Origin of the sequence: Hymenobacter swuensis DY53, from assembly GCF_000576555.1 — a bacterium.
Taxonomy (GTDB): Bacteria; Bacteroidota; Bacteroidia; order Cytophagales; family Hymenobacteraceae; genus Hymenobacter; species Hymenobacter swuensis.
The window spans coordinates 999,746-1,023,411 of the sequence record NZ_CP007145.1 but is presented as its reverse complement, the minus strand read 5'-3'; the positions used below and the strand labels follow the sequence as shown (position 1 = coordinate 1,023,411).

At 56.6% G+C, this 23,666-nt stretch carries 23 protein-coding genes; 15 read left to right on the top strand and 8 right to left on the bottom strand.

Annotated features, from left to right (window positions below; all coding sequences use genetic code 11):
* Positions 1-6 precede the first annotated feature (6 nt).
* The 3 genes from HSW_RS05885 to HSW_RS05875 all read left to right on the top strand — a co-directional run bounded on the left by HSW_RS05885 (position 7) and on the right by HSW_RS05875 (position 2,613).
* Complete coding sequence (locus HSW_RS05885) at positions 7-528, top strand: GNAT family N-acetyltransferase (protein WP_044001212.1); 522 nt, start codon at positions 7-9, stop codon at positions 526-528.
* 46 nt (positions 529-574) lie between these two features.
* The gene (locus HSW_RS05880; RefSeq protein WP_044001211.1) at positions 575-1,645 is read left to right on the top strand and encodes a M42 family metallopeptidase; all 1,071 of its coding nucleotides are present in this window, start codon (positions 575-577) and stop codon (positions 1,643-1,645) included.
* 137 nt (positions 1,646-1,782) lie between these two features.
* Positions 1,783-2,613 carry an ABC transporter substrate-binding protein gene (locus HSW_RS05875; protein ID WP_052346782.1) on the top strand — a complete coding sequence of 277 codons (831 nt, stop codon included), beginning with the start codon at positions 1,783-1,785 and terminating at the stop codon, positions 2,611-2,613.
* On the opposite strand, the gene HSW_RS05870 is transcribed toward HSW_RS05875, so the two are convergent.
* The 3 genes from HSW_RS05870 to aroB form a co-directional block, all read right to left on the bottom strand.
* Positions 2,603-3,127, bottom strand: a complete 525-nt coding sequence (locus HSW_RS05870) for a hypothetical protein (protein WP_044001210.1) — start codon at positions 3,125-3,127, stop codon at positions 2,603-2,605. The genes HSW_RS05875 and HSW_RS05870 overlap by 11 nt on opposite strands.
* 101 nt (positions 3,128-3,228) lie before the next feature.
* Positions 3,229-4,437, bottom strand: a complete 1,209-nt coding sequence (locus HSW_RS05865) for a 3-phosphoshikimate 1-carboxyvinyltransferase (RefSeq protein WP_231501360.1) — start codon at positions 4,435-4,437, stop codon at positions 3,229-3,231.
* Between the two features lie 134 nt (positions 4,438-4,571).
* The gene (gene aroB / locus HSW_RS05860) at positions 4,572-5,615 is read right to left on the bottom strand and encodes a 3-dehydroquinate synthase (protein WP_231501359.1); all 1,044 of its coding nucleotides are present in this window, start codon (positions 5,613-5,615) and stop codon (positions 4,572-4,574) included.
* A 128-nt stretch (positions 5,616-5,743) separates the two neighbouring features.
* Between aroB and HSW_RS05855 the strand changes: the two genes are divergently transcribed.
* The 7 genes from HSW_RS05855 to lysS all read left to right on the top strand — a co-directional run bounded on the left by HSW_RS05855 (position 5,744) and on the right by lysS (position 14,749).
* The gene (locus HSW_RS05855; RefSeq protein WP_197031950.1) at positions 5,744-6,199 is read left to right on the top strand and encodes a hypothetical protein; all 456 of its coding nucleotides are present in this window, start codon (positions 5,744-5,746) and stop codon (positions 6,197-6,199) included.
* 261 nt (positions 6,200-6,460) lie between these two features.
* Positions 6,461-7,654 (top strand): proline dehydrogenase family protein, encoded by a 1,194-nt coding sequence (locus HSW_RS05850; protein ID WP_044001207.1) that lies wholly within the window; start codon positions 6,461-6,463, stop codon positions 7,652-7,654.
* Positions 7,655-7,787: 133 nt separating this feature from the next.
* The gene (locus tag HSW_RS05845) at positions 7,788-8,156 is read left to right on the top strand and encodes a hypothetical protein (RefSeq protein WP_044001206.1); all 369 of its coding nucleotides are present in this window, start codon (positions 7,788-7,790) and stop codon (positions 8,154-8,156) included.
* Positions 8,157-8,340: 184 nt separating this feature from the next.
* Positions 8,341-9,174: a hypothetical protein gene (locus tag HSW_RS25070; RefSeq protein WP_316931413.1), complete on the top strand. Its 834-nt coding sequence runs from the start codon at positions 8,341-8,343 to the stop codon at positions 9,172-9,174.
* Between the two features lie 328 nt (positions 9,175-9,502).
* Positions 9,503-11,650, top strand: a complete 2,148-nt coding sequence (locus HSW_RS05835; RefSeq protein ID WP_052346151.1) for a carboxy terminal-processing peptidase — start codon at positions 9,503-9,505, stop codon at positions 11,648-11,650.
* 236 nt (positions 11,651-11,886) lie between these two features.
* Entirely contained in the window at positions 11,887-12,924 is a 1,038-nt protein-coding gene (locus HSW_RS05830; protein ID WP_231501358.1) for a hypothetical protein, read from the top strand.
* Positions 12,925-13,192: 268 nt separating this feature from the next.
* Positions 13,193-14,749, top strand: a complete 1,557-nt coding sequence (gene lysS, locus HSW_RS05825; RefSeq protein WP_044001205.1) for a lysine--tRNA ligase — start codon at positions 13,193-13,195, stop codon at positions 14,747-14,749.
* A 540-nt stretch (positions 14,750-15,289) separates the two neighbouring features.
* Here lysS and HSW_RS05820 read toward each other — a convergent pair.
* Together HSW_RS05820 and HSW_RS25065 are read right to left on the bottom strand one after the other, a co-directional pair.
* The gene (locus HSW_RS05820) at positions 15,290-15,658 is read right to left on the bottom strand and encodes a YtxH domain-containing protein (RefSeq protein ID WP_044001204.1); all 369 of its coding nucleotides are present in this window, start codon (positions 15,656-15,658) and stop codon (positions 15,290-15,292) included.
* A gap of 137 nt (positions 15,659-15,795) precedes the next feature.
* Complete coding sequence (locus tag HSW_RS25065) at positions 15,796-16,230, bottom strand: CsbD family protein (protein WP_071883067.1); 435 nt, start codon at positions 16,228-16,230, stop codon at positions 15,796-15,798.
* A gap of 250 nt (positions 16,231-16,480) precedes the next feature.
* On the opposite strand from HSW_RS25065, the gene HSW_RS05810 reads away from it, so the two are divergent.
* On the top strand, positions 16,481-16,711 hold the full coding sequence (locus tag HSW_RS05810) for a Kazal-type serine protease inhibitor family protein (protein ID WP_044001203.1): 231 nt from the start codon (positions 16,481-16,483) through the stop codon (positions 16,709-16,711).
* A 42-nt stretch (positions 16,712-16,753) separates the two neighbouring features.
* Positions 16,754-17,122: a cupin domain-containing protein gene (locus tag HSW_RS05805; RefSeq protein ID WP_044001202.1), complete on the top strand. Its 369-nt coding sequence runs from the start codon at positions 16,754-16,756 to the stop codon at positions 17,120-17,122.
* A gap of 85 nt (positions 17,123-17,207) precedes the next feature.
* Here the strand turns inward: HSW_RS05805 and HSW_RS05800 are convergent, their stop codons facing one another.
* The 3 genes from HSW_RS05800 to HSW_RS22545 form a co-directional block, all read right to left on the bottom strand.
* On the bottom strand, positions 17,208-17,969 hold the full coding sequence (locus HSW_RS05800; protein ID WP_044001201.1) for a LytR/AlgR family response regulator transcription factor: 762 nt from the start codon (positions 17,967-17,969) through the stop codon (positions 17,208-17,210).
* Positions 17,970-18,072: 103 nt separating this feature from the next.
* Positions 18,073-19,113, bottom strand: a complete 1,041-nt coding sequence (locus HSW_RS05795) for a sensor histidine kinase (RefSeq protein ID WP_044001200.1) — start codon at positions 19,111-19,113, stop codon at positions 18,073-18,075.
* Positions 19,114-19,324: 211 nt separating this feature from the next.
* Positions 19,325-20,098 (bottom strand): hypothetical protein, encoded by a 774-nt coding sequence (locus HSW_RS22545; protein WP_052346150.1) that lies wholly within the window; start codon positions 20,096-20,098, stop codon positions 19,325-19,327.
* Positions 20,099-20,290: 192 nt separating this feature from the next.
* Between HSW_RS22545 and HSW_RS05785 the strand changes: the two genes are divergently transcribed.
* The 3 genes from HSW_RS05785 to HSW_RS05775 all read left to right on the top strand — a co-directional run bounded on the left by HSW_RS05785 (position 20,291) and on the right by HSW_RS05775 (position 23,463).
* Positions 20,291-21,151 (top strand): dienelactone hydrolase family protein, encoded by an 861-nt coding sequence (locus HSW_RS05785; protein ID WP_044001199.1) that lies wholly within the window; start codon positions 20,291-20,293, stop codon positions 21,149-21,151.
* A 158-nt stretch (positions 21,152-21,309) separates the two neighbouring features.
* Positions 21,310-21,705: a hypothetical protein gene (locus HSW_RS05780; RefSeq protein WP_155832841.1), complete on the top strand. Its 396-nt coding sequence runs from the start codon at positions 21,310-21,312 to the stop codon at positions 21,703-21,705.
* A gap of 315 nt (positions 21,706-22,020) precedes the next feature.
* Entirely contained in the window at positions 22,021-23,463 is a 1,443-nt protein-coding gene (locus HSW_RS05775; RefSeq protein ID WP_044001197.1) for a carbohydrate-binding protein, read from the top strand.
* The last annotated feature ends 203 nt before the right edge of the window (positions 23,464-23,666 follow it).

Below are 23,666 nucleotides of genomic sequence, written 5' to 3'. Positions count from 1 at the left end.
CGCGCTATGTCTATCACCATTCGTTCGTCTACGCTGCAGGATGCGCCCGCCATTCGGCGGCTGTACCAGCGCGTGTCAGCGGAGAGTGGCGGGCTGGCCCGGCAGCCAGATGAGATGACAGAGGAATATGTCCAGCACTTTCTGACGCGGAGCGTGAGCCAAGGTATCGGACTGGTGGCCGAACAGGCGGGCGAACTGGTGGCGGAAATCCACGTCTATCAGGCGGGCTTACGGATTTTCGCCCACGTCCTCGGCGATCTGACAGTGGCCATTGCGCCCGCCGCGCAAGGCCAAGGGCTGGGGCGACGACTGTTTATTGAGCTACTCACCCGGATTCAGGCTCAATTTCCGCAGGTGCATCGGGTAGAGTTGCTGGTGCGGGAAAGCAACACCCGTGCCATTGCCCTATACGAGCAGTTGGGTTTCAGGCAGGAAGGCCGCTTCGAGGGCCGGGTGGCCGGTGCGCGGGGCTTGGAAGCGGATATTCCGATGGCTTGGCACGCACCGCAGCGGGTGGCGGTCAATTAAACCATCAGGCCCGGCGTTTGTATTTTATCTTTTGATTCTTCAACTCATGCGTCCAGAAAGCTTCGACTTCCTCCAGAAATACCTCAATAACCCCTCTCCCACCGGCTTCGAGATGGAAGGCCAGAAACTCTGGCTCGACTACCTGAAACCGTACATCGACGAATACTTCGTGGATACCTACGGCACGGTGGTGGGCATCGTCAACCCCGAGGCCGAATACAAGGTGGTGATTGAGGCCCACGCCGACGAAATCAGCTACTTCGTGAACTTCATCACGGAATCAGGTTTCCTGTACCTGCGCAAAAACGGCGGCTCCGACCCTCTGGTGGCTCCCAGCAAGCGGGTAAACATTCACACCAAGAAGGGTATTGTGAAAGCCGTATTTGGTTGGCCGGCCATTCACGTGCGCAAAGTGGAGCAGGACAAAGCCCCTACCATCGAAACTGTATTCCTGGACTGCGGCGCTTCCTCCAAGGAAGAAGTGGAGCAGATGGGCATTCATGTGGGCTCGGTGGTGACGTTCGAGGACGAATTCACGGTGCTCAATGACCGCTTCTACGTGGGCCGGGCGCTTGATAACCGCATCGGAGGCTTCATGATTGCCGAGGTAGCCCGCATGCTGAAGGAGGAGAAGAAGAAACTGCCTTTCGGCCTTTATATCGTGAATGCGGTGCAAGAGGAAATCGGGCTGCGGGGCGCGGAGATGATTGCCCACCACATCAAGCCCGATGTGGCCATCGTGACGGACGTAATTCACGATACCCAGTCGCCGATGTATGAGAAAAAGACCTCCGGCGACCTGTTCTGTGGCAAAGGCCCCGTAATTACCTACGGTCCGGCCGTGCAGAACAACCTGCGGGAGCTCATCATTGAAACGGCCCAGAGTGCCGAGATTCCCTTCCAGCGGGCCGCCGCCACCCGCGCCACCGGCACCGACACCGACGCCTTTGCCTACTCCCACTCGGGCGTGGCCTCGGCCCTGATTTCGCTGCCCCTTAAGTACATGCACACCACCGTGGAAACCGTGCACAAAGACGACGTGCAGAGCGTTATCCAGCTCATCTACGAGACCCTGCTGCGCATCGAGGACAAGCACGATTTTCGGTATTTCAAGTAAATCAAACGCGTAAACCGTGGCGTAGAGCGTCATGTTGAGCGAAGCCGAAGCATCTTTACCGTTAAGTAACTTATCTGTTACAACGAAGCGGTAGAGATGCTTCGGCTTCGCTCAACATGACGCTCTTCTTTTCCCAGATGCAACCTCCCCTACCTTTCCTTCCGCTCACCGTAACCGACCAGATGGACCGGCGAGTAGCTGTGCCGTTCCCGCCGCAGCGCATTGTGTCATTGGTGCCTTCACAGACGGAGTTGCTGTTTGACCTGGGACTGGGCAAGCGGGTGGTGGGCGTTACCAAATTCTGTATCCACCCGGCGGAAGCCCGCCAGTCGGCCACAGTAATTGGGGGTACTAAAAACTTCGATTTCGAGAAGATTGAGGCTCTCCGGCCCGACCTTATCATCGGCAACAAGGAGGAAAACTATCAGGCTGGCATCGAGCAGCTAACGGAGAAGTACCCCGTCTGGATGAGTGACATCAGCACCCTGGCCGATTCACTGGGTATGATCCGGCGAGTGGGTCTGCTTACTGGCCGCAAGGACGCCGCTGAAGCTCTGAGCACTGAAATTGCCGGTTCCTTCGCGGCGCTGCCGTCGGTGGCGGAACCCGTGCCTGCTGCGTACTTTATCTGGCGTAAGCCTTATATGGTGGCAGCCGGCGGCACGTTCATTGATGATATGCTGGCCCAGGCCGGCTTCCGCAATGTGTTCAGAAACATGGGCCGCTACCCCGAAATAACGCCCGAGCAGTTGCAACAGGCTGCGCCCCGCCATATCCTGCTGTCCTCAGAGCCCTACCCTTTTGGTGAAAAACACATAAACGAGTTCCGGGAAATCTGCCCCGCGGCCGAGATTCGCATCGTTGACGGGGAGCTGTTCAGTTGGTACGGCAGCCGCCTGCGTCACTCGGCCGAGTACTTCCGGCAGTTGCGGGAGCAGGAAGGCTTTGCACTGACCGTTAACGAATAAAAATAGAGCCCGGCGGATGATCCTTCTTGGGCATCCGCTTTAGCCAGATATCAACCACCGTTGCCGATTGAATGGCTGTTGGGAGAATGATGTGCAGTTGCGCAATTGCCGCTGGGGTTATGCGCAGATTACTTGTTGCTTCTGAACTTAACCAATGGCCGTTAATGGCGAACTGCAACGGACCAGAGATTTTCATCCGCCGTGCCAACTGTGATAAAGATTCTGCAGCCACTCGCCGCTTTGAGTTAATAATTAGTACCCCAGTTCCCAAACTTACTTGCCAAGGCAGTAGAGTACTATCATCGGTGCGCATCGAGGGCTTGTATACCTCAATTCCCTGAATGTCATTCGGCGAAAAATCGGCGAACAGGCCATTGATGATAATTGTAGAATTAAGTAAGTATATCGGTTCAGCTTGCTCAGTGGCGGAACGCACATACGAAACTTGCTCCTGGGCATAGGCACAGTAATTCGCTCCCAGCAAGCCTATTACCCCCAAGAAAATCATACGCATATCGTTCAGCGCTAATAGTATAATCCAGACAACAACGGACTTTCTCCGTACTCTGCCAGCAGCACGCAGTTGCTAGAACAGCGCGCTGCTGGTAACTCTACTCAGAACACCGGAGCCGGGGCGGGGTCAGTCACGAACCCGATTTTCTCCAGTTCCCGCCAAAACTGCGGGTACGACTTGCGCACTACCTGCGGGGCCTCAATGGTGAGAGGTCCCAGCAAAGCCAGGGGGGCAAAGGCCATAGCCATCCGATGGTCATGATAGGTGGCCACCGTCTGGCCGCTGACGTGGAAATCCTGCGAGCTTACCCGAAAAACGCCCTCGCCCTCGTCGGTCAGGCTGCCGCCAAACTTAGCCAGTTCCGCCTGCAGCGCGGCAATCCGGTCGGTTTCCTTGATGCGCAGGCTTTCCAGGCCGGTCATGGTGGCAGGCACGCCCAGGGCGGCGGCTATTACGGCCACCGTCTGGGCCAGATCGGGGCAGTCGGTGAAATCCTGGGTGAGCGAGGCGGTAGGCGTGCGCTTGGTCAGGCGCAGGGTTTCATCAGCCAGAAACTCAGTGTGCACGCCCAGTTGGGCCATAATGGCCACAATGGCTTGGTCGCCCTGCCAGGAGTAGCGGCGCAGCGTCGGCAGCGTGAGGTGCGAGCCGGCCGGGGCCAGCGCCACCATAGCATACCAATAGCTGGCCGCCGACCAGTCGCCTTCCACCGTGTAATTGGTGGGCTCATAGGCCTGCGGGCGGACTTCCAGCACTTCGCCCAAATCCCGGCACTGAGCCCCGAAATGCTGCATCAGGGCCAGCGTCATCCGGATATACGGACGCGAGCCTACCTTACCGGTCAACCAGATGCGCAGGCCATGAGGCAACGTAGGCCCCACCATCAGCAGGGCCGAAATGTACTGGCTGCTAATGTCACCGCGTACTTTCAGCTCCGTAAAATCGGCTTCCTCCATAGCCGGCTGGGGCGTGCGGCCCAGCAGGCGCAGCGGCGGGTAGCCTTCCTGGTTCAGGTACTCGATGCGGGCACCCAGTTCCTGCAGCGCATCGGCCAGCACCTTAATGGGGCGCTCCTGCATGCGAGCGGTGCCAGTCAGCTCAGTCTGGCGACCGGTCATGGCCAGGTAGGCCGTCAGGAAGCGCATGACGGTACCAGCATCCTCGGCGTCGAATACCGGCGCGGTCGGATCGGCCAGCAGCCGCTGCATGAGCTGCGTATCGTTGGCATCGGAAAGGTTATCCAGCTCCCCCCCACCGGCCAGGGCACGGATGATGAGGGCGCGGTTGCTTTCACTTTTAGAGGCCGGCACCTGGGCCGTACCCCTAAGCTGGCCCGTAGACCAAGTAAGAGTCAGAGAAGAGTTGATGACGAAGAAGCCTTACAGAGCCAAGCCGAAGCCGTGCTCCCGAGTGATACAAGTGAATATTCCGGCACGCAGCCAACCTACAGGCGGTGGTAGTACCGCAACGACTCAGCAATTTCGGCCGGCGTAACCGGCTGGTCGTACACCCCGCGCCCGATGCCTTCCAGCAGCGTGCAATTGATGATGGAGCCTGAGTTTTTCTTGTCTTGGAGGGCAAATTGCGCAATGGCTTCGGTTTCCAAGCTCACGAACTGCACTTTCTCAAATACAGAGAACAAGAAAGTTTCGATGTTATCCAGTTCCTCGGCGCTCAGCAGGCCCTTCTGTTGGCTCAGCCAAGCCTCGCACACCATACCAGCGGCCACGGCCTCCCCATGCAGAATCTCACGGCCCGGCTGTTGTAGCAGGTAGCTTTCTAGCGCGTGGCCTACGGTATGCCCAAAGTTGAGCAGCTTACGCAAACCGCTTTCCAGCGGGTCCTGCGCCACAATGCGCTTCTTCAGCGCTACTGACTCCTCAATGATCGGGATCCAGTCCTCAATTCCCAGCACGCCTACGTAGCGGTTACGGCTAAAAGCCTCCGCGTCGGCAATTAGCCAGTGCTTTACCACTTCCGCGTAGCCCGATTTGAGCTGGCGCGGGTCGAGCGTCTGCAGAAACCGAGGCTCAATACACACGGCCGTAGGCTCCTGAAATACGCCCAACTGGTTTTTAAAGCCCATAAAATCGATGCCGGTTTTGCCACCCACGCTGGCATCTACCTGCGCCAGCAGCGTGGTAGGCACCTGCACAAACCGGATGCCGCGCTTGTACACAGCCGCCGCAAAACCACCCAGGTCGGTGACCACCCCGCCCCCCAGGTTCACCAGCAGCGTATGGCGGTCAGCCGACTGCTCCGTGAGAGCCGCCCAAAGCACTTCGCACGAAGCCAGCGTTTTGTACTCTTCCCCGGCCGCAATTTCGATGAGGTGGTAGCCAGCCGGCAGTAGAGCCGCCACTACTGGCAGGCACTGCCGGCTGGTATTGGCATCAACGAGGACGAAAACCTGGCTTACTGCTCTACCAGCCACTAATTCAGCTAATGCCGGCAGAGCATCCGCTCCGATGAACAAGGTATCATTCAAAATTAAATGAGTTTTATTAAAAGTTTTCGACCAACGGTTGCAAGAAATCAGACAAAAATAGCTTGCTTTGATGCAACTATCATGGTCTGATTCCGCTCATGAAAACGCAACTTACTTTCTATTCAGTTATGAAATCTTTTGTTCGTGGCTTATTCGTCACAAGCTTTCTTGCCGTGGGCAGTCTTATTACATCCTGTAGCAAGGACGCACTGCCCACTTTTGAAGAAGGCCTGGTGGGCCGCTGGGAATGGCAGCAGACTGCCGCCCAAAGTCAGCGCTTATTAACTCCTGATAACACCGGCCATCGGGTAGTAGTGGAGTTTGACCGTCGGGGCCGGGCCCGGTTCTATCAGGATGGCACCTTGATCAGTGCAGCCGCTTTTTCGGTCCGGCGCGAGTTGGGAGGATTCGGTAAGCAATCCAAACACCTTATCATCTACCGCGGCTACCAGAACAACCAATATTACTCCGTTGCGGGCAATAAGCTTCAGCTTCAGGACACCAACGGCAAGCTGCTGGCGCATACCTATACCCGGGTAGTTCCAGAGGTATCGGCTCAGTTGCCCGACCACAAACCTTACTAACGCACAGCGTATCCAAGCAACTTACCGCAGGCTAGTGTTGAAACCCAACAGTTTCGACACTAGCCTGCGATAAGTTGCATATTGGTAAACAGGCAGTTCGCCCCGCAAGAATTAGGCTTGGAATACAGATATAATATAGTGGGGGAGTTAGCTTGAATCAGCGCGAAAAGCTTGCGGCAACCATCTGCCTGTACGCACTGTTTACCGGTTATCTTTGCACCGGCAGCGTACCACCCGCGTTGCCGTTCAACGCTACCACCCATGCCTGTAACGCAAGCCCCACCCATTTCCTTCGATGATACTGCCGTAGCCTTTGCGTCCAAGTCGGATGGCGAGCTGCGCAAGATGTACGCCCTGTTTGCGGCCATGAACAACAGCTCTCTGGTAAAAACCGGAGGCGGCCTCATGAAAGCCGCGCTGAAGTGGCATCTTCCCGGCACCAAGTTTCTTATCCGGAAATCCATTTTCGAGCAGTTCTGCGGCGGTGAAACCATTCAGGAATGTCTGCCGGTCATTCAGGAACTGGGGCGTTACCATATCGGCACTATCCTCGACTACTCAGTGGAAGGCGAAGGCAACGACAAGAGCTTCGATGCGACTACTACCGAGTTATTGGCAACCATTGACTTGGCGCATCGCTCCCAGCACATTCCTTTCTCCGTATTTAAAGTCACCGGCGTTGGCGACGCCGCTATTCTGGAGAAGGTGCAAGCCGGCAAAGCCCTAACGCCTGCCGAGCAGAGCAGCTTCGAAAAGACCAAGAAGCGCATAAATGCCATCTGTGCCCGGGCCCATCAGCACGGGGTACGAGTATTTGTAGATGCGGAGGAAAGCTGGTTTCAGGATACCATCGACCAACTGGCCTATGAGATGATGCAGCGCTACAACCGGGAGTCAGCCATCGTCTGGAACACGTATCAGCTATATCGGCACGACCGGCTGGAGGCGCTCAAGAAGGCGCAGGCAGATGCCGTGGCCGGTGGTTACTACCTGGGTGGGAAGCTGGTGCGCGGGGCATACATGGAAAAAGAAGGTCGGGTAGCTGCACAGCAGGGCCGTGAGAACCCCATCAATTCCACCAAAAAAGCTACTGACGACTTGTATAACCAAGCGCTCCGTTACTGCGTGCAGCACGCTGACCGCATCAGCATCTGCGCCGGCACGCACAATGAAGCCAGCTCGTTGCTGCTCACCGAGCTGATGCAGGAACACAGCCTGCGTCCCGGCGACCCTCGTATCTGGTTTGCCCAGCTCTATGGCATGAGCGACAACCTGAGCTACAACTTGGCTAACGCCGGTTACAACACGGCCAAGTACGTGCCTTACGGACCGGTAGAGGCGGTTATGCCTTACCTGTTGCGGCGGGCCGATGAAAACACCGCCATTGCCGGCCAGACCAGCCGGGAGTTTATGCTGATTCAGAAGGAAATGAGCCGCCGAAAAGCTCGATCTTAGATAAAATTCAATAGCCTATATAGTTGAACGGCACAGTTTTTGGCTGCCGTTGCCCGTCGCGCCGGTTTTAGCCCCGGTACGACGGGCTTTTTTTGCTACATTCCGCTTTTGTTTCCTCCCATTATTCCCGCCCATGACCGGCCGAGTACGCAGCCATTTAATTCGTTTTTCCCGCACTCAGGTAGGCACTACCAGCTACCTAAACCTAGTTCAGGAGGCTGAGCTTGGCCTCAATCTGGATATTTCCCACGAAAAATCCCGGCTTAATGAAATCCTCGCCGAAATTTCTGAGAATGAGTATCAGGCTGGCCGACCAATTTTGAGCTGCCTGGTAAAAGTGGAAGGATCCAAGGGCCAGGGCGACAACTTCTATAAGCTGTGCGAACGGCTGGGCCTGGGTGAATGGCGTGAGTTGAAGCAACAGGAAGATTTTCTAAAAAATATGCGTCGGGAATGCCGGGCGTTCTGGCAGAATGATGGTAATTTCGAAAAATTTGCGTAAGCAAAAACCGCGTTCAGGGCTCTAAAAAGGGCATAATGAGTACTAGAGGGAGGAAGGGTCGATATTTTTTCCGCAACCCCGTTTTCGGCGGCTGCGTTAAGCACCATCGAAACCTACCCCGGCTTTCCTTTCCAAATTGCCGGTTGGGTAACTCTCTCCTACTCATTCATTAATCCCCCACCCCATGAACAACGATTCGATTAACCCCACTAATTCAGGTACTGGTTCAGGCGCTAACTACGGTACCGGTTCGGCTGGTACCGGCTACGGCACAGGTGCTAATACTACATCCAGCGGCAACATGGGCAATGCCACTAGCGGTGATTCTTCCCTCAGTGCTTCTACCGATTCTAACCCGCACCATGACCATAGCGCAACCCAGAAGGGTGCTGCAGTAGCTGGTTCGGTAGGTGCCGCAGTAGGTGCTGGTGTTGATGCTGTTCAGAACACGGCTGGCGACGCCGCCCGTGCTGTAACCGGCAACAACGAGACGTATGGTTCAGGCAACAATTACGCCACGGCCACTTTCCGTGACCGTGCCAGCGCCGAGCGTGCCTATGAGTCGCTTTCCTCACGGGGCTACAGCAAGGACGATGTGAACCTGCTGATGTCGAATGAGACGCGTGACCGTCATTTTGGCGACAACACACCTGACACAGACCTCGGCGATAAAGCCATGGAAGGTGCTGGCGTAGGTTCGGCCATTGGCGGTACGGCTGGTGCCATTATCGGTGCTATTGCTGCCATCGGTACTTCGGTAGCACTGCCAGGCTTGGGTCTGATCATTGCCGGCCCTATTGCTGCTGCTCTGGCTGGTGCCGGTGCCGGTGGCCTCACGGGTGGCTTAGTAGGTGCTCTGGTAGGTTCGGGTATTCCTGAGGAGCACGCCGCTGAATACGAGACTGACGTGAAGAACGGCAACATTGTAATGGGCGTGCGTCCGCGCAACGAAGATGATGCTCGTTATTTCGAAGACGAGTTCCGTCGCCACAGCGGTGACAAAGTTCGTCGCTACTAGTCAAGTAGTCAGGCCCTTCTAAAAAAAGGCTCTTCCTCTCGCAGGAAGAGCCTTTTTTTGTTGTCGAAGACAATATTGCTCACCGCTAATTCATTTTTGGGTGGTTATTTGCTGAACCCTTATATTCACGAGTAGGCAGTCAGAATATCGGTGCAACCCTTAGTCGCATTTTCACCCCTTCATCAGTGTAACCGCCACTACGTGAAGGGCACTTATTAGGCTGATATCTGCGTTGAGTGGTACAACCGGTAGCTCACAACGTGCGTAGGCCATTGGATGGGCTGCTGTCTGCCACCTGACTTTTCTTCATTTTCACCCCCGTTAGTTCATGTCTTCCCCCCGACTCAAAATAGGCTTATATGCCTCGGTGTTGCTGGCGGTGTTTGTGCTGGCTTCTTACAAGCTGTACCGGCGCAACGACGGCAACTCTCCGCAGAAGGACGAAGTGCTTATTAAGGCCATGTTGCAGGGCCTAAGTGCTGCTCACTACCAGCCGGAGCGTATTGATGACGCCTTCTCGAAACGCGTATTTGATTTATATCTCAAGCGGCTGGATGGCAGCAAGAAATTCCTGCTTCAGACGGATGTAGCCCAGCTTAGCCAGTACCAGAAGGAAATTGATGATGAGGTGCAGCGCGGCACCCATGAATTTCTGGACAAGAGCACACTCATCATGAGCCAGCGCGTGAAAGACGTGCAGGGCTTGTACCGCGAAATCCTGGCCCAGCCTTTCGATTTCACGACCGAAGAAACCTTCGAAACGGAGCCGGATAAGGCTACGTTTGCCGCCAATGCCGCCGCGCAACGCGAAGAGTGGCGCAAGTTTCTGAAGTACCAGACGCTGGTACGCGTTTCGGAAATGATGGACGAACAGACGAAGAAAAAGGACAAGCCGCTGGCTTCCACTACAGCCACGCCTTCGGCTGCCACTACTTCCGAGCCCACGCGTACGCCGGCACAGATGGAAGCAGAAGCCCGCAAGCGGGTGCTGAAATACTTTGATGACTACTTCAAAGACCTCTCGCAAACAGATGCCAATGACCGGCTGGCCACGTATGCCAACGTCATTGCTAACACTTACGACCCTCACACTGAATATTTTGCTCCCCGCGACAAAGACAACTTCGATATTGCCATGACTGGCCGATTCGAAGGCATTGGCGCAACGTTGCAGGAGAAGGATGGTCAGATCAAAGTAGCTGACATTGTTCCGGGTTCAGCATCGTACCGTCAGGGAGGCCTGAAAGCCGGCGACGCCATTATTCGGGTGGCTCAGGGAGCTGAGGAGCCGGTTTCAGTGGAAGGCTGGCGTCTGGATAAGGCCATTGGTCTGATCCGAGGCAAGAAGGGCACGGAAGTACGTCTTACCGTTCGTAAGCCGGATAACAGCACCAAGGTTATTCCCATCATCCGCGACGTGGTGGTTATCGAAGAAACCTACGCTCAGTCGGCTACCATCAATGAAAACGGCAAGAAGCTGGGCTATATCAAGCTGCCTAATTTCTACGCCGACTTTAACGACAATGGTGGCCGTAGCTCGGCCGCTGACGTGAAGAAGGAGTTAGAAAAATTGAAGCAGGAGAATGTACAGGGCGTGGTACTTGATCTACGCTTCAATGGCGGCGGCTCGTTGCAGGACGCTGTGGAAATGGCCGGTTTGTTCATTGACAGCGGTCCGGTAGTGCAGGTGCGTGGCGGCCAGGGTGCAGCTACCATCCTCAATGACCGGGACCCGCGCGTTCAGTACGGTGGCCCCTTGGTTATTCTGGTGAACAAGTACAGCGCATCGGCTTCCGAGATTCTGGCGGCAGCTATTCAGGACTACAAGCGCGGCGTAATCATGGGTTCGGCCAGCACGTATGGCAAAGGCACGGTACAGCGCATTTTCGATCTAGATGATGCAATGCCCGCCGAATTCAATGCCATCAAACCTTTTGGTTCACTGAAATTGACTACCCAGAAGTTTTACCGCATCAACGGTGGCTCTACGCAGTTCAAAGGTGTAATTCCGGATATCATTCTGCCCGACGCGTATAGCTACCTCGACCAGGGCGAGAAGGAAACTGATTATCCGCTGAAGTGGGATGAAATCACACCAGCCAAGTACCGCTCTTGGAACGGCGCGCCTGCCATCGACAAGCTCCGCCAGGCCAGCACGGCCCGCGTAAACGCCAGCCCCAGCTTTAAGCAGTTGTCGGATATGGTACAGCGTATGGTCAAGCGCAAGGACGATACGAAAGTGTCATTGAAGTTGGCAAACTACCGCACTGAGCAGGTGCAGGCAAAAACTGAAGCTGACAAGTATGAAGCTATTCAGAACGCGGCCCAGCCGATGACCATTGCTCCTTTGGCCTTTGATCTGCGCCAGCTGGGTAGTGACACCATCAAGGTAAACCGCACTTCGCGCTTTGTGAAACCCCTGAAAAAGGACATCACCCTGCGAGAAGCTGTAGCTGTACTCAAAGACCAGATCTAGCCTTCTCCTTCTTCGTAAGGGAGATACCGTTATGGAAGCCTCTGCACTATGTGCAGAGGCTTTTTTTTGGTTCTTTCCGAAGCTAATTATAGCCCGCTTTTTTTTACTTAATACGCTTTTCACAGCTAGCAAAAACCATCGTTTTAAGCTCAAAAGCGTCATTTTGCAGCCAAAAAATCAATGACAATATTTTTAGCAAACAAGAACCAAATACTTAGTATCTTGGTTTATAAAGCATGACGACGATGAACATGGAAACCCCCATCATTCCGCTGATTACGGAGGAGCAGAAACAAGCTGAGGAAACCTGGCGCAAGTCTATTCCCGCCCAGGTGTTTCTCAACTACTTCTTCGCCATTAATTACCACATTCAGGAAGCCAATGACGCTATGGGCGGCCTGCAGCACCTGCCGTTTTTTCGGGCGCATCAGGCAGAGCTGACCGACACGGAGATCCAGGCCGTTACCAAGCTGCTCCACTCCTGCTGGAGTACAGAGTATGCGTTGCGCTCTACCGCCGAGCTAGGCGATGAGGATTACCTGCGTAACGCGCTGCACTGGACGTTCCCGCAGGCTTATCACGCTATCCTGGCTGGCTTGCAGGCCTTCCTGTACACCGCCGGGGTACGTAGCACCAACCCTTCGTTGATTCGGCGGGAGGTGGGCCGGCTGGTGGTGCGCAATGCGTATCCGCGCCCGGTTTCGTTTTATGCGGCCGGAGCACATGGCGACTTCAGCATCCATCGTCTGCCGCTGGCCGGCTACAAGGCCGGGCTGCACATTGCGGGTAAGGAGTTGGATGCACAGGCCCAGATTGGTCAGTTTCTGCGCACTACCCGCAAGATCAAGGCGCAGGCTACCCGCCTGCAGGTGCAGAGTAATCCGAATACGGCCCTGCGCAGCCAGAAGACCGGCAAAGTGCTGGATAAATGGACAACGGCGCACTGGCAGCAGATTACCTGGCGTCTGGGCTATACGACTATTTTTGATTTGCTGGGCCGCCTGCGTATTTCCCAAACCAGCCGGGAAATCGAGCGTTTCGTGGAGGCAGATATTGACTTCAAGCTGTTCCACGATTCTCTGCTCAATATTGTGAGCTACCTCAACGGCATCCACGAAACCTACGTGGCAAAGGCCATGGGGCTGGAGCGTTACCAACAACTGGTGGCTGAACTGCCCCGGCATTTGCAGAACTCCTTTGTGGAAGAACGCCTGCGCACTCGGGTTGCCCCCACCCTGCGCGATGATGCGCCCATGTTGCGCATGGCCGCTTAAATCACAGATTTAACGGATCTTTTCTGCTCTGTTTCTTTTCTTCCCGACTTCATATACACGTAAGTGCCGGCCCTGTGGGCTGGCACTTTTTGCTTGTGACAATTCCCGCAAACTGCTACCTGTGTGGGTGAGCCACAGGAAATAAATCCGATGAATCCGACTAGGTCCGTGATTTAATTCGGGCAATCCGGAAAATCCGTCTGAATCCCTGATTATTTTTGCAGCTTGATTTGTCCGGCCCCGAGTGGGGCCCGTTACCCCTCGCCATATGCAGCACCTCAGCGAACAGGAGATAATCCGTCGGAACAAACTGGAAGAGCTACAGAAGCTCGGCATCGAGCCCTACCCTTCGGAGCTGTTCGACGTGAGCTTCTACGCCCAGGAAATCAAGGATAACTACCACCCCGAGCTCAACAACTTCCAGGACGTGAGTCTGGCAGGTCGCCTGATGTCCATCCGGGTGAAGGGCAAGGCGTCGTTTGCGGAGTTGCAGGATGCTTCGGGCCGGATTCAGCTCTACATCAACCGCGACGAAATCTGCCCCGGTGAAGACAAGGAACTGTACAACACCGTATTCAAGAAACTCCTGGACCTTGGGGATTTTGTGGGTGTGAAAGGCCATGTGTTCAACACAATGGTGGGAGAAACCTCCATCCATGTAACCGGACTCACGGTGCTCAGCAAGAGCCTGCGCCCTTTACCCGTGGTGAAAGAGCGCACTGACGAGGCCACCGGCGAGAAAACAACCTACGACGCCTTCTCCGACCCTGAGCAGCGCTACCGCCAGCGGTACGTGGACTTAGTGGTGAACCCCCACGTCCGGGAGGCGTTCATCAAGCGGACCCAGCTGGTGCAGGCTATGCGCAATTACCTCAACGACAAGGGGTACCTGGAGGTGGAAACCCCCATCCTGCAGCCCTTGTACGGTGGGGCCGCCGCCCGCCCCTTCAAAACGCACCACAACACGCTGGACATGACGCTGTATCTGCGCATTGCCAACGAGCTGTACCTGAAACGCCTCATCGTGGGCGGTTTTGATGGGGTGTACGAGTTCAGCAAGGACTTCCGCAACGAGGGCATGAGCCGCTTCCACAATCCCGAGTTCACCCAGATGGAGCTGTACGTGGCGTACAAGGACTACTACTGGATGATGGACTTGGTGGAAGAAATGGTGGAGAAAGTTGCGCTGGCCCTGCACGGCAAAACCGAGGTGCAGGTGGGCGAAAATCTCATCAACTTTCAACGGCCCTGGAAACGCTTCACGATGGCCGAGTCCATTGAGCACTTTACAGGCTTCAACATTGATGGCAAGAGTGAGGATGAACTGCGCGCCGCTGCTAAGGAACTGAAAGTTGGCCTCGACCCAAGCATGGGCAAAGCCAAAATCATCGACGAAATTTTTGGAGAGCATGTGGAGCCGAAGCTGATTCAGCCCACGTTCATCACCGACTATCCGGTGGAAATGTCGCCGCTGGCCAAGAAGCACCGCAGCAAGCCGGGCTTGGTGGAGCGGTTCGAGGCCATCTGCAACGGCAAGGAAATCTGCAATGCCTTCTCCGAGCTAAACGACCCCATCGACCAGCGGCAGCGCTTCGAGGATCAGTTGGAACTGGGCAAGCGTGGTGATACAGAGGCCATGGTGCTGGATGAAGACTTCCTGCGCGCGCTGGAGTACGGTATGCCGCCCACTGCCGGCCTGGGCATCGGTATTGACCGTCTGAGCATGATTATGACCAACTCCAACTCCATTCAGGATGTGCTTTTCTTCCCGCAGATGAAGCCGGAAAATACTAAATCGGAAAACGCCCCAAAACCAGAAGCGTAGTTTTGGCCGGTTGGTCAGCCAATATATCAAAAAGCCTCCTGCTGAATGAGCAGGAGGCTTTTCTTTTACCAAGCCTTGCCAAATGGACAGAACGTGCGGGAAAGAGGCTTACTGAAAGTTACTAACTACCTGCCTCCGACCGACTGTTGGAATAGTACGGAACAAAAGCTATGATCAGCAATTTCTCGCTCCCGGTCTGGACTGAACAGCCTGAAAGGCTGGTTACTACTTTTTGTTACGCTGCTGATAGCTAACAGGTTGTAAACAACTATGGGGTTTTTCTAAAAAAGAAAGCCCCCCGCTAAATACAGTGCGGGAGGCTTTCCTATCAAAACAACTGGCTTACCCTTCCGATTGGGGTGTACAGAAGAAATGTGCGATGGACAGCGTGTGATTTTACTGGCGGGTTGTTTGACCATATCCTGCCAGAACGTCCACGGTCGGCAATTTTGCTCACCGTAACTTCTCCAATCTTCTTTCAAGCCGATTGTATATTTTCTAACGACATACAAGGCAGAAGGTTACGCATAACTATTTTTTTTAGGCTTTATATCCCGGAAAATGGCGGGTATCGCCCCCTATCCCATCGTAGTCAGAATCACCTTCCTCAGTCAGGTCCTGCTGGTGGTCAATGGGCTGATTCATGGAACTCAGCAGATCATCGGCCGTGGTGCGGTCGGTGGAGTGCTGCTCGGAGTCGGCGGGGGCCTGGTCTTTCAGGGATGCCAGCCGGGATTTGCCTTCCTTCAGTAGTTTATTGAGGTCGTCACCGAGTTTTGATGCCGATTTCTTGAGGCCTGTGCGGGTTTCGTCGCCGGTTTCGGGAGCCAGCAGTAGGCCAGCCACCACACCGGCCGTGGCACCAACCAGCAAAGAGAGAATGACTTTGCCTTTCGTGTCGTTTTGCATAGGAGTAAGGATTGAATGACAGGATGAAGCCACCGGTTTCGGACCGGGTAGTTTATAACGCAGGCCAGCCCCCGGAGGTTAATAAAAAACGCCGCCCCTTCTTCGGAAGGGGCGGCGTTTTCAGTGACTGAAACGGCTTACAGGTCGTTCAGCATTTTTACGATTTCGCCTTTGGCTTTGCCCAGCTTGTTCTGCAGGCGGCCTACCAGCTCATCACCTTTGCCTTCGGCATACTCCAGATCCTCATCAGTGAGCTGCGCATACTGCTGCTTCAGCTTGCCCTTGGCAGTATCCCAGTCACCCTGGAGTTTCAGCTTAGAGCCGGCACCGGTCAGGCCCAGGTCTTCCAGCTTTTCGATGTAGCCTTTGAACTTCGAGTCGAGGTCTTCACCATATTTGGAAAGCTGCTCGCCCAGCTGGCCGCTGTATTTGGTAGCGGCCGTGCCGATTTTATCGCGGGTAGCCTTGCCTTTGTCGGGAGCCATCAGCAGACCGGCAATGATGCCAGCGCCAGCACCAGCCAAAGCAGCGAGGAGAATTTTACCGGAGTTGTCTTCTTCGTGATACGACATGATCTGTAGGGGAGAGAAAGGGTTGAAAATAGGATTTGCAAGAGTAGCGACGCCCCAGGCTGCCGAAGCAGAGCCTGCCCGCTTTGTGCGCTGGCATAGCCGGATGTCGGATATGGGCAACTATACGAAGCCACGCGGCCGGGGTTTTGCGGCAAAGTAAAAATTAGCGTTCAAAAATATTCTACCCATACTGGCCGGCTGGGCACGACTACCGTATTTTGCCTCAGTATCCGCCTTTCTTTCGCATCTCATGAAGAAATTCCTTTCTCTGCTGGCTCTGCCGCTGTTGCTGGCCGCCTGTCAGCGCGAAACCGCTCCCACTTCCGATTGTATTGATACCAGCAAAATCCGGAAGGACGCCATGTGTACCATGGAATACGCGCCCGTGTGCGGCTGCGACGGCAAAACGTACGGCAACGCCTGTCAGGCTACCAACGCCGGCGTTACCAAATTCACTCAGGGAGCCTGTGCGGGCCAATAGGCGCGCAGCTAATCTTTTCCACCCTGCACCCACCATTGTATCATGTCAGAAAAACGCTATTTCCGCCAGCAGAACCCATTCATAGTGCCCACCACAGATGGCAAACTCATAGAAGAGCATATCGGGCAGGCCAGCACCGGCACTGGCGCGTACAGTGTAGCGCACATGGTGGCACCACCCCAATGGAGCGAACCACACCAGCGCCCCGAGTTTGACGAGGTAACTATTGTGGTGCGCGGCCGCAAGCAGTTTGAGGTAGATGGCGACGTAATTGAGTTGGGCGCGGGCGAGTCGTTGCTGATTAAAGCGGGGGCCCGGGTGCGCTACTCCAACCCGTTTGATGCTGAGTGCGAGTACTGGTCCCTCTGCGTGCCAGCCTTCTCACCCGCTACCGTTCACCGCGAAGAGTAGGCCTGGCTGGCCGTTTCGGCAACGCCCAGAGCCCGCCATTCCTTGCTTATTGAGGAATGGCGGGCTTTTCTGTGCTAGCCGGTTGTTACTTCAGGCCCAGCCAGTGGCGCAGCCTGGGGGTACGGTGGGTGCTGGCCGTAAGGCTCACCGGCTGATTGCGCAAATGCACCACCAGCGTATCGTTGAAATAAGGCTCCAGTCGCTCAATGGCGCTGAGCTGCACGATTTCAGTACGGTTAAGGCGAAAGAAGTCAGCCGGGTCGAGTTGGGCTTCAAGCTGGCTGAGGGTTTCATTGAGCACAAAGGCGCGGCCCTGGGCATCGAGGGCGTGCGTGACGCCGTTGCGCAGCTGAAAGTAGGGCAGGTCGGCCACATCGAGCAAGTAGAGGCCCTGACGGGTTTTGCTTACCAGCCGCTGCTTATAGGCCGACATGGGCGCGCTGCTCAGCGTAGTGGCCAGTTGTTGCAGCGCAGCCCCCTGAAACGACTGCCGCAGCCGCTCGAACTTCTGCATGGCGGCGGCAAACTGCGCGTACTGTACCGGTTTGAGCACATACGCAATACCGTTCTGCTCGAAAGCCTGCACCAAAAACGAGTCGTAGGCCGTGACAAAGATGACGGGGCTGCTGACGGCCACCTGCCCGAACAGTTGGAAGACGTTGCCATCCAGCAGTTCAATGTCCGACAGAATCAGGTCGGGGGCGGGGTGCTGGCGCAGGAATTCCAACGCCTCACTTACCTGCTGACATTCCCCCACAATGGTAGCCGCCGGGGCATACTGCAGGGCGAAGCGGCGGAGCTGGTCGAGGGCCGGTTCCTCATCTTCAATCAGCAGCAGGCGCAGCATAGGTGAGTAGTGAGTAGTGAGTAGTGAAAAGCTAGGCGTATTGGATGATGGAACTGGGTAGAAAACGTAAAAGTAAAAGCAGCAAAACACGTTCTTTCCTGTTTTACGCCGAAACCGGGGCGCGGCGCACCAGCGGCAGCGTGACGCTGAACTGCGTGGGGGTGGCATCGACGCGCACAGGCGTATCATGGAGCAGAGCCAAACGGGCACGCAGGCCCGTCAGGCCGCTGCCCTCGCCAGGGGCGGGCACCGGACGGGGCCGATGGGCGTGGTACACCTGCAGACTGGTGGCGGTGAGGGTAAGGCATACATGCAGGGGCCGGCTGCGGCTGCCCAAATTATGCTTGAGGGCATTAGTGAGTAACTCCTGCCCCACTCCGGGTGGAATCAGCAAATGCTGCAGCTCCTCAGCCGGTACCTGCACGTCTTCCTCAAACACGTAGGCCGCCCCAAAGCGCCGCTGCAACAAAAACTGGTAATCACGCAGGAAAGCCAGCTCCTCGGCTACGGGCACGGCATCCTGCTGGCGGGTGCGCACTAGGTAGCGGTAGAGGCTGGCCAAGTGGGTCACGTAGTCATGGGCGGCGGTATTGGCCGGCTCGATGAGCGCCGCCAGGATATTGAGGTTGTTGAACAGAAAGTGCGGATCAACGTGCTGCTGCAGGGCTTGCAGGCGGGCCTGGGTGGCTTCTTTCTCCAGCCGTTCTACCTCCACCCGCACCTGGCCCGCGTGCTGTTGATACAGAAACGGCAGGTATACACTGCCCACCAGCAGGTACAGAAACCCATCCGCCGATAAACTCCGGACTAGAGAATACCAGCTGCCGAAGTCGCCGTGCGCAACGCCGGTCAGCACCAGTGCACCGTTCAGCAGCTGCAGCCCGCCCACAAACAGCAAAGCCCCGCGCCACAGCAGCCCAAAGTAGTAGCTGGCCCGGCCGCTGACCTGGCTCCGGCGCGTGGCGCGGGCGTGCAGCCGGTCGAGTATAGACACCACCAGCAGGGCTTCGAGAAACAGCCAGAAAGGCGCATCCGGAAACAGGTAAAATTCCGCCGCCGTTACCGCCATGGTCAGCCGCGTGTATAGCGCCAGCATGACCGACAGTGCCAGAACGAACAGGTAAAACCAGGGCTTTTTGCGCATGAGGAAGGAATTGCGGCTGCAAGCTACAGGCGTTTTGGGTAGTAGAATACAGTCCTTCCTACTTCATCTGGCATCTGCTTGCCGAAGCATGGCTTCCGCTTCGTTGCAACGGCATTGATTAGCCAGCGGCAGAGATGCTTCGACTTCGCCTCCGGACCCTGGCCCGATGCGCCACATGCTCAGCATCACGGACTGGCTTACAGCCTGGCGCTTACTGCCCGACTGGCTTAACATCCTTTCCGTTTTCGTCGAGGAAGCGGAGTACGGGCTGGTTGTTTTTATCGACGCCGATAGTGAGGCGGGTGCGGCCCTGGCTATCCTTAAAATCGAGGGTCGACTGCTCGGTGTTGGCCACCATCATCATGCGGGTGGCCCCGCGCTGGTCGGCCATAATCATGGCCGAGGAGCGGCCGGCAGTAGTGCCCACGTACATGCGCGTCAATAAGCCCAGCTTACCTTCCTGCACCGCTTTCTGCTTTTCCGCGGGCGTGGCGTTCCTGTATTTTTCCTCCAGCGCGGTTATTGATTCCTCCGGCGCATCATTGAAGGTGAGGCCCGCCTTATAGCCCCCACCCTGCTCCTGGTAGTTGAGGGCAATAACCTGATCCTGCCCGAACCGGTCGAGGGAGAAGTGGCCACCGGCCGAGGTCTTGCCGTCGGGGCCTTTCTCACCCCCGAAAATGAGGCCGCCGCACTCCTCGCCTTTCGCGTTGTAGAACAGCATGCCGGGGTGCGGGCGCTTGTAGTCGATGTGCTTGCCGTCGATGGTGACACCTTGTGGAAACCGCTCCTTGTTGCTCATAATCATCTTTACAGTGCCGTCGCGCTCCACCAGGTTGAGACGCTCCACCGTTATTTCGCCGAAGCGCACGGGCTTATCGGGCTTACCAAAAGCGCAAAGTAGCGCCACCACCGGCACCAGGGTGGCACCCAGGGCGTAGGCTTTGAGGAATTTTACGTCGCGGGCGAGTTTGTGCTTGTCCATGAGCTGAAATGGTTGCGGGTGATTGATGTCTCAAAGCTGCTGGTTCGCCGGCCCCGAAACAGGGCCTTTCGCGGGAGTGCCGGAAAAATCATGCGAGTGCCGGAAACCGGGGCGCGAGTGCCTGGCAGCTTCGGTGCAGCTTCGGGCGGGTTTGTCTATCTTTCTCCACCACCACTTCTTCCCCACAGCCGCATGGATCAGCGCATTATCAACCTCTTCGACGAATACACCCACGCCCCGCTCGGCCGGCGCGACTTCCTGGACCGGCTGCATAAGCTGGCGGGCGGCGCGGCTCTGGCAGCGGCGGCCCTGGCCGTGCTGGAGCCGGGCTACGCCCAGGCCGCTACCGTAAGCGAGCAGGCCGACGACCTGATAACCGAAGAAGTAACTTGGCCCGGCGACGCGGGCGTGACCATGAAAGGCTATTTGGTGCATCCGAAGGGCAAGAAGAAGCGCGGCGCAGTGGTCGTCATCCACGAAAACCGGGGCCTGACGCCGCACATCAAGGACGTAACCCGGCGCGTGGCCCAGGCCGGCTACCTCGCGCTGGGCGTGGATGCGCTGTCGGTGTTCGGGGGCACGCCCGCCAACGAGGACGAGGGCCGCACGCTTATCGGCAAACTGGATAAGCAGCAGAATCTGAATAACTACCTGGCGGCTTTACGCTACCTGCGCCAGCGCCCCGACACCAACGGCAAGACTGGCTGCGTGGGCTTCTGCTGGGGCGGGGCCATGGCCAACAGCCTCGCCGTGCATGATGCCCAGCTGAATGCGGCCGTGGCCTACTACGGCACCCAGCCCGCCGCTCCCGAAGCCGCCGCCATCAAGGCGCATCTGCTGCTGCACTATGCTGGCCTCGATGAGCGGGTAAACGCCGGCAAAGACGCCTGGGCCGCCGCCCTGAAAGCGGCCGGCGTGCAATACGAGCAGTACGTGTATGAGGGCGTCAACCATGCCTTCAACAACGACTCCTCCCCCGCTCGCTACAACGCCGAAGCCGCCCAGCTGGCTTGGGGCCGCACCCTGAAACTGTTTAAGGAGCAGTTGGGATAATGGCCGTCGGGTTGGTTGGAATGGGGGAATGGCGCAGTCTGCTGCGGCCACAGTACCCGGATGTAGCCTGCTTCGTGGACGAAACCTGGCCGGAAACAATGCGTCTCGCAACGTTGCGCTATCTGCAACAAGAGCGAAAACTGCATTACTGGATGGGTATGGAAACCTGCCTGTTCGGCTGCGGCCAAAACTTACATATTACCGGCTGCACCGACGGCACCTATTACTGGCCCGAAAGCTTGGTACACTACCTGGCGCAGCATGCGGTACGGCTACCGGACGAGTTTGTGGAGCACATCCAGCAGCAGCCCCTATTTCCGACGGGTACTGCCGCCGCTGCAGATAAAAATACCGAGGCCGACTTTACTTGGTGGAAAACGCAACGTGGCTGGCATCCGGCGGCTTCGTCGCTACAGTACTTGAGCAAGCCAGCCATCCGGGACTTCCTGCGCCGCTACGACCAGGGCCACATCGACTATTCCGGCTTATCATCTGCCGCTGACAAAGCCGCTTTGCTTCGTATGACAGTAGAGCTGCGGGAACTGCTTCCGTAACAGGTGGGTCGGCAACGCTACAGCAGACGCCCTTACTGCACTGCAACGCCCGCACTTTTTTCTTGTTTTTTAGCCGCACCGGCCCGCCAGCTACCCAGCTGCGCGGGCCGCTTTTTTGCCGGTGTGTGGCGGTTTGAGCGTTGTGCGGTAGGTGTATAACCTCATCGGCAGATGGCAATTACGCATTAGCGCAGGGCTTGCATTTGATGGAAAATGGGTGAAACCTTAGCCAATCCCAGCGCCTTAGCAACGGGACGGTTTGGGCCCAGCCCGAGCGTTTTCACTGCTCCTTATCCACCAAATCCCACACAACCAATGAAACACTCGTTTACCTCCCTGTTGGGAGCCGCTGCCTTGTGCGTGCTTGGCTCCTTCTCTTCCCAGGCTCAAACCTACCAGCAGGTATGGGCCGATGAATTTACCTCCGGCATCAGCCCGAGTTGGGTGTTTGAAACCGGCGGCGGCGGCTGGGGCAACAACGAGAAGCAGTATTACCAGCGCGCCAACGCCACCGTGGCCAACGGCATCCTGCAGATTACGGCCCGGAAGGAAAATGTGGGCGGCTACCCGTACACGTCGTCGCGCATGAAAACGCAGGGTACCAAGGAGTTCCGGTACGGCAAAATTGAGGCTCGCATGAAGCTCCCGCTGGGCCAAGGCTTGTGGCCGGCTTTCTGGATGCTGGGCAGCAACATCAACACGGTTAGCTGGCCGGCCTGCGGCGAAATTGACGTGATGGAGCACATCAACGCCGAAAACAAGGTGTACGGCACCGTGCACTGGGACAATAACGGCCACGCCGAGTACGGCGGCAACATCGTGACGACGCCCCAGGACTACCACGTCTACACCATTGAGTGGGAGCCGGCGTATATCCGCTGGTTTGTGGATGGGGTGAAGTTCCACGAAATCAACATCAGCAACAATGCGGGCGGCACCGAGGAATTTCAGCGGCCCTTCTTCCTGCTCCTGAACCTGGCCGTGGCCGGCAACTGGCCCGGGCAGACGGTGGATGAAAGCAAGCTTCCCGCCACCATGTACGTGGATTACGTGCGCGTTTACCAGAAAACCACCGCCGCCACCAGCAAGACTATTCAGGCCGAAAGCTACTCGGCCATGAACGGAGTGCAGCTGGAAACCACTACCGATGCCGGCGGGGGCCAGAACGTGGCCTATGTTGACGCCGGCGACTGGATGGCCTACAACAGCGTGAACTTCCCGACTTCCGGCAACTATCTGCTGGAATACCGCGTGGCCAGCCCCTCGGGCGGCACGCTCTCATCGGACCTGAATGCGGGTGCGGTGCAACTGGGCAACATGGCCATTCCGGCCACCGGTGGCTGGCAGAACTGGACTACGGTTTCCCGGACGGTTTACGTGAATGCGGGTACCTACAACTTCGGGGTATTTGCCCAGACCGGCGGCTGGAACCTCAACTGGATTCGAATTACGCCGGCCGGTAGTGCCCGCGCCGCTAGCACCACGGCAGCCCCGGCCCAAACGGAAGCCTTGGATGTAGCCGTATTCCCTAACCCGCAGATAGCCGGCGCGCCGCTCACCATTCAACTACAGAACCATGACCAGACTCAGCCCGCCACCGTGCAGATTCTGGATGTGAGCGGGAAGCAGGTGTGGCAGAATACAGTTTTCGGCTCCTACCTTGAGGTGGACCGCAGCCTGCGTCTGACCAGTGGCATCTACCTGATTCAGGTAACCACCGCCACCAGCAAATCCACGAAGAAATTGGTGGTGCAGTAGAAGCAAGGGTAAAGTAAACTAGTGAAGCGGTGAACTTGTGAGGCTCGAATATGCCTCATAGTGTCCATTACTCTTCCATGGTTCACGCCTTACACAGCAGAAAGCCCCTGACGTCCGAGTTGGCGTCAGGGGCTTTTGTGTAGGTCAGAGGTATTGTACTTCGTGAAGGACAGATTACTTCGGCCTCCGGCCTCGTAATGACC

Bases quoted from the DNA above. Each gene is read 5' to 3' on its own strand.
- HSW_RS25070 (WP_316931413.1), top strand. From the start codon at position 8,341: ATGAACAACGATTCGATTAACCCCACTAATTCAGGTACTGGTTCAGGC.
- HSW_RS05800 (WP_044001201.1), bottom strand. From the start codon at position 17,969: ATGCTGCGCCTGCTGCTGATTGAAGATGAGGAACCGGCCCTCGACCAG.
- HSW_RS25065 (WP_071883067.1), bottom strand. From the start codon at position 16,230: ATGTCGTATCACGAAGAAGACAACTCCGGTAAAATTCTCCTCGCTGCT.
- HSW_RS05880 (WP_044001211.1), top strand. From the start codon at position 575: ATGCGTCCAGAAAGCTTCGACTTCCTCCAGAAATACCTCAATAACCCC.
- HSW_RS05835 (WP_052346151.1), top strand. From the start codon at position 9,503: ATGTCTTCCCCCCGACTCAAAATAGGCTTATATGCCTCGGTGTTGCTG.
- HSW_RS05855 (WP_197031950.1), top strand. From the start codon at position 5,744: ATGAAATCTTTTGTTCGTGGCTTATTCGTCACAAGCTTTCTTGCCGTG.
- HSW_RS05820 (WP_044001204.1), bottom strand. From the start codon at position 15,658: ATGCAAAACGACACGAAAGGCAAAGTCATTCTCTCTTTGCTGGTTGGT.
- HSW_RS05850 (WP_044001207.1), top strand. From the start codon at position 6,461: ATGCCTGTAACGCAAGCCCCACCCATTTCCTTCGATGATACTGCCGTA.
- HSW_RS05805 (WP_044001202.1), top strand. From the start codon at position 16,754: ATGTCAGAAAAACGCTATTTCCGCCAGCAGAACCCATTCATAGTGCCC.
- lysS (WP_044001205.1), top strand. From the start codon at position 13,193: ATGCAGCACCTCAGCGAACAGGAGATAATCCGTCGGAACAAACTGGAA.
- HSW_RS05775 (WP_044001197.1), top strand. From the start codon at position 22,021: ATGAAACACTCGTTTACCTCCCTGTTGGGAGCCGCTGCCTTGTGCGTG.
- HSW_RS05785 (WP_044001199.1), top strand. From the start codon at position 20,291: ATGGATCAGCGCATTATCAACCTCTTCGACGAATACACCCACGCCCCG.
- HSW_RS05875 (WP_052346782.1), top strand. From the start codon at position 1,783: ATGCAACCTCCCCTACCTTTCCTTCCGCTCACCGTAACCGACCAGATG.
- HSW_RS05885 (WP_044001212.1), top strand. From the start codon at position 7: ATGTCTATCACCATTCGTTCGTCTACGCTGCAGGATGCGCCCGCCATT.
- HSW_RS05810 (WP_044001203.1), top strand. From the start codon at position 16,481: ATGAAGAAATTCCTTTCTCTGCTGGCTCTGCCGCTGTTGCTGGCCGCC.
- HSW_RS05845 (WP_044001206.1), top strand. From the start codon at position 7,788: ATGACCGGCCGAGTACGCAGCCATTTAATTCGTTTTTCCCGCACTCAG.
- HSW_RS05780 (WP_155832841.1), top strand. From the start codon at position 21,310: ATGGAAACCTGCCTGTTCGGCTGCGGCCAAAACTTACATATTACCGGC.
- HSW_RS05870 (WP_044001210.1), bottom strand. From the start codon at position 3,127: ATGCGTATGATTTTCTTGGGGGTAATAGGCTTGCTGGGAGCGAATTAC.
- HSW_RS22545 (WP_052346150.1), bottom strand. From the start codon at position 20,098: ATGGACAAGCACAAACTCGCCCGCGACGTAAAATTCCTCAAAGCCTAC.
- HSW_RS05795 (WP_044001200.1), bottom strand. From the start codon at position 19,113: ATGCGCAAAAAGCCCTGGTTTTACCTGTTCGTTCTGGCACTGTCGGTC.
- HSW_RS05830 (WP_231501358.1), top strand. From the start codon at position 11,887: ATGACGACGATGAACATGGAAACCCCCATCATTCCGCTGATTACGGAG.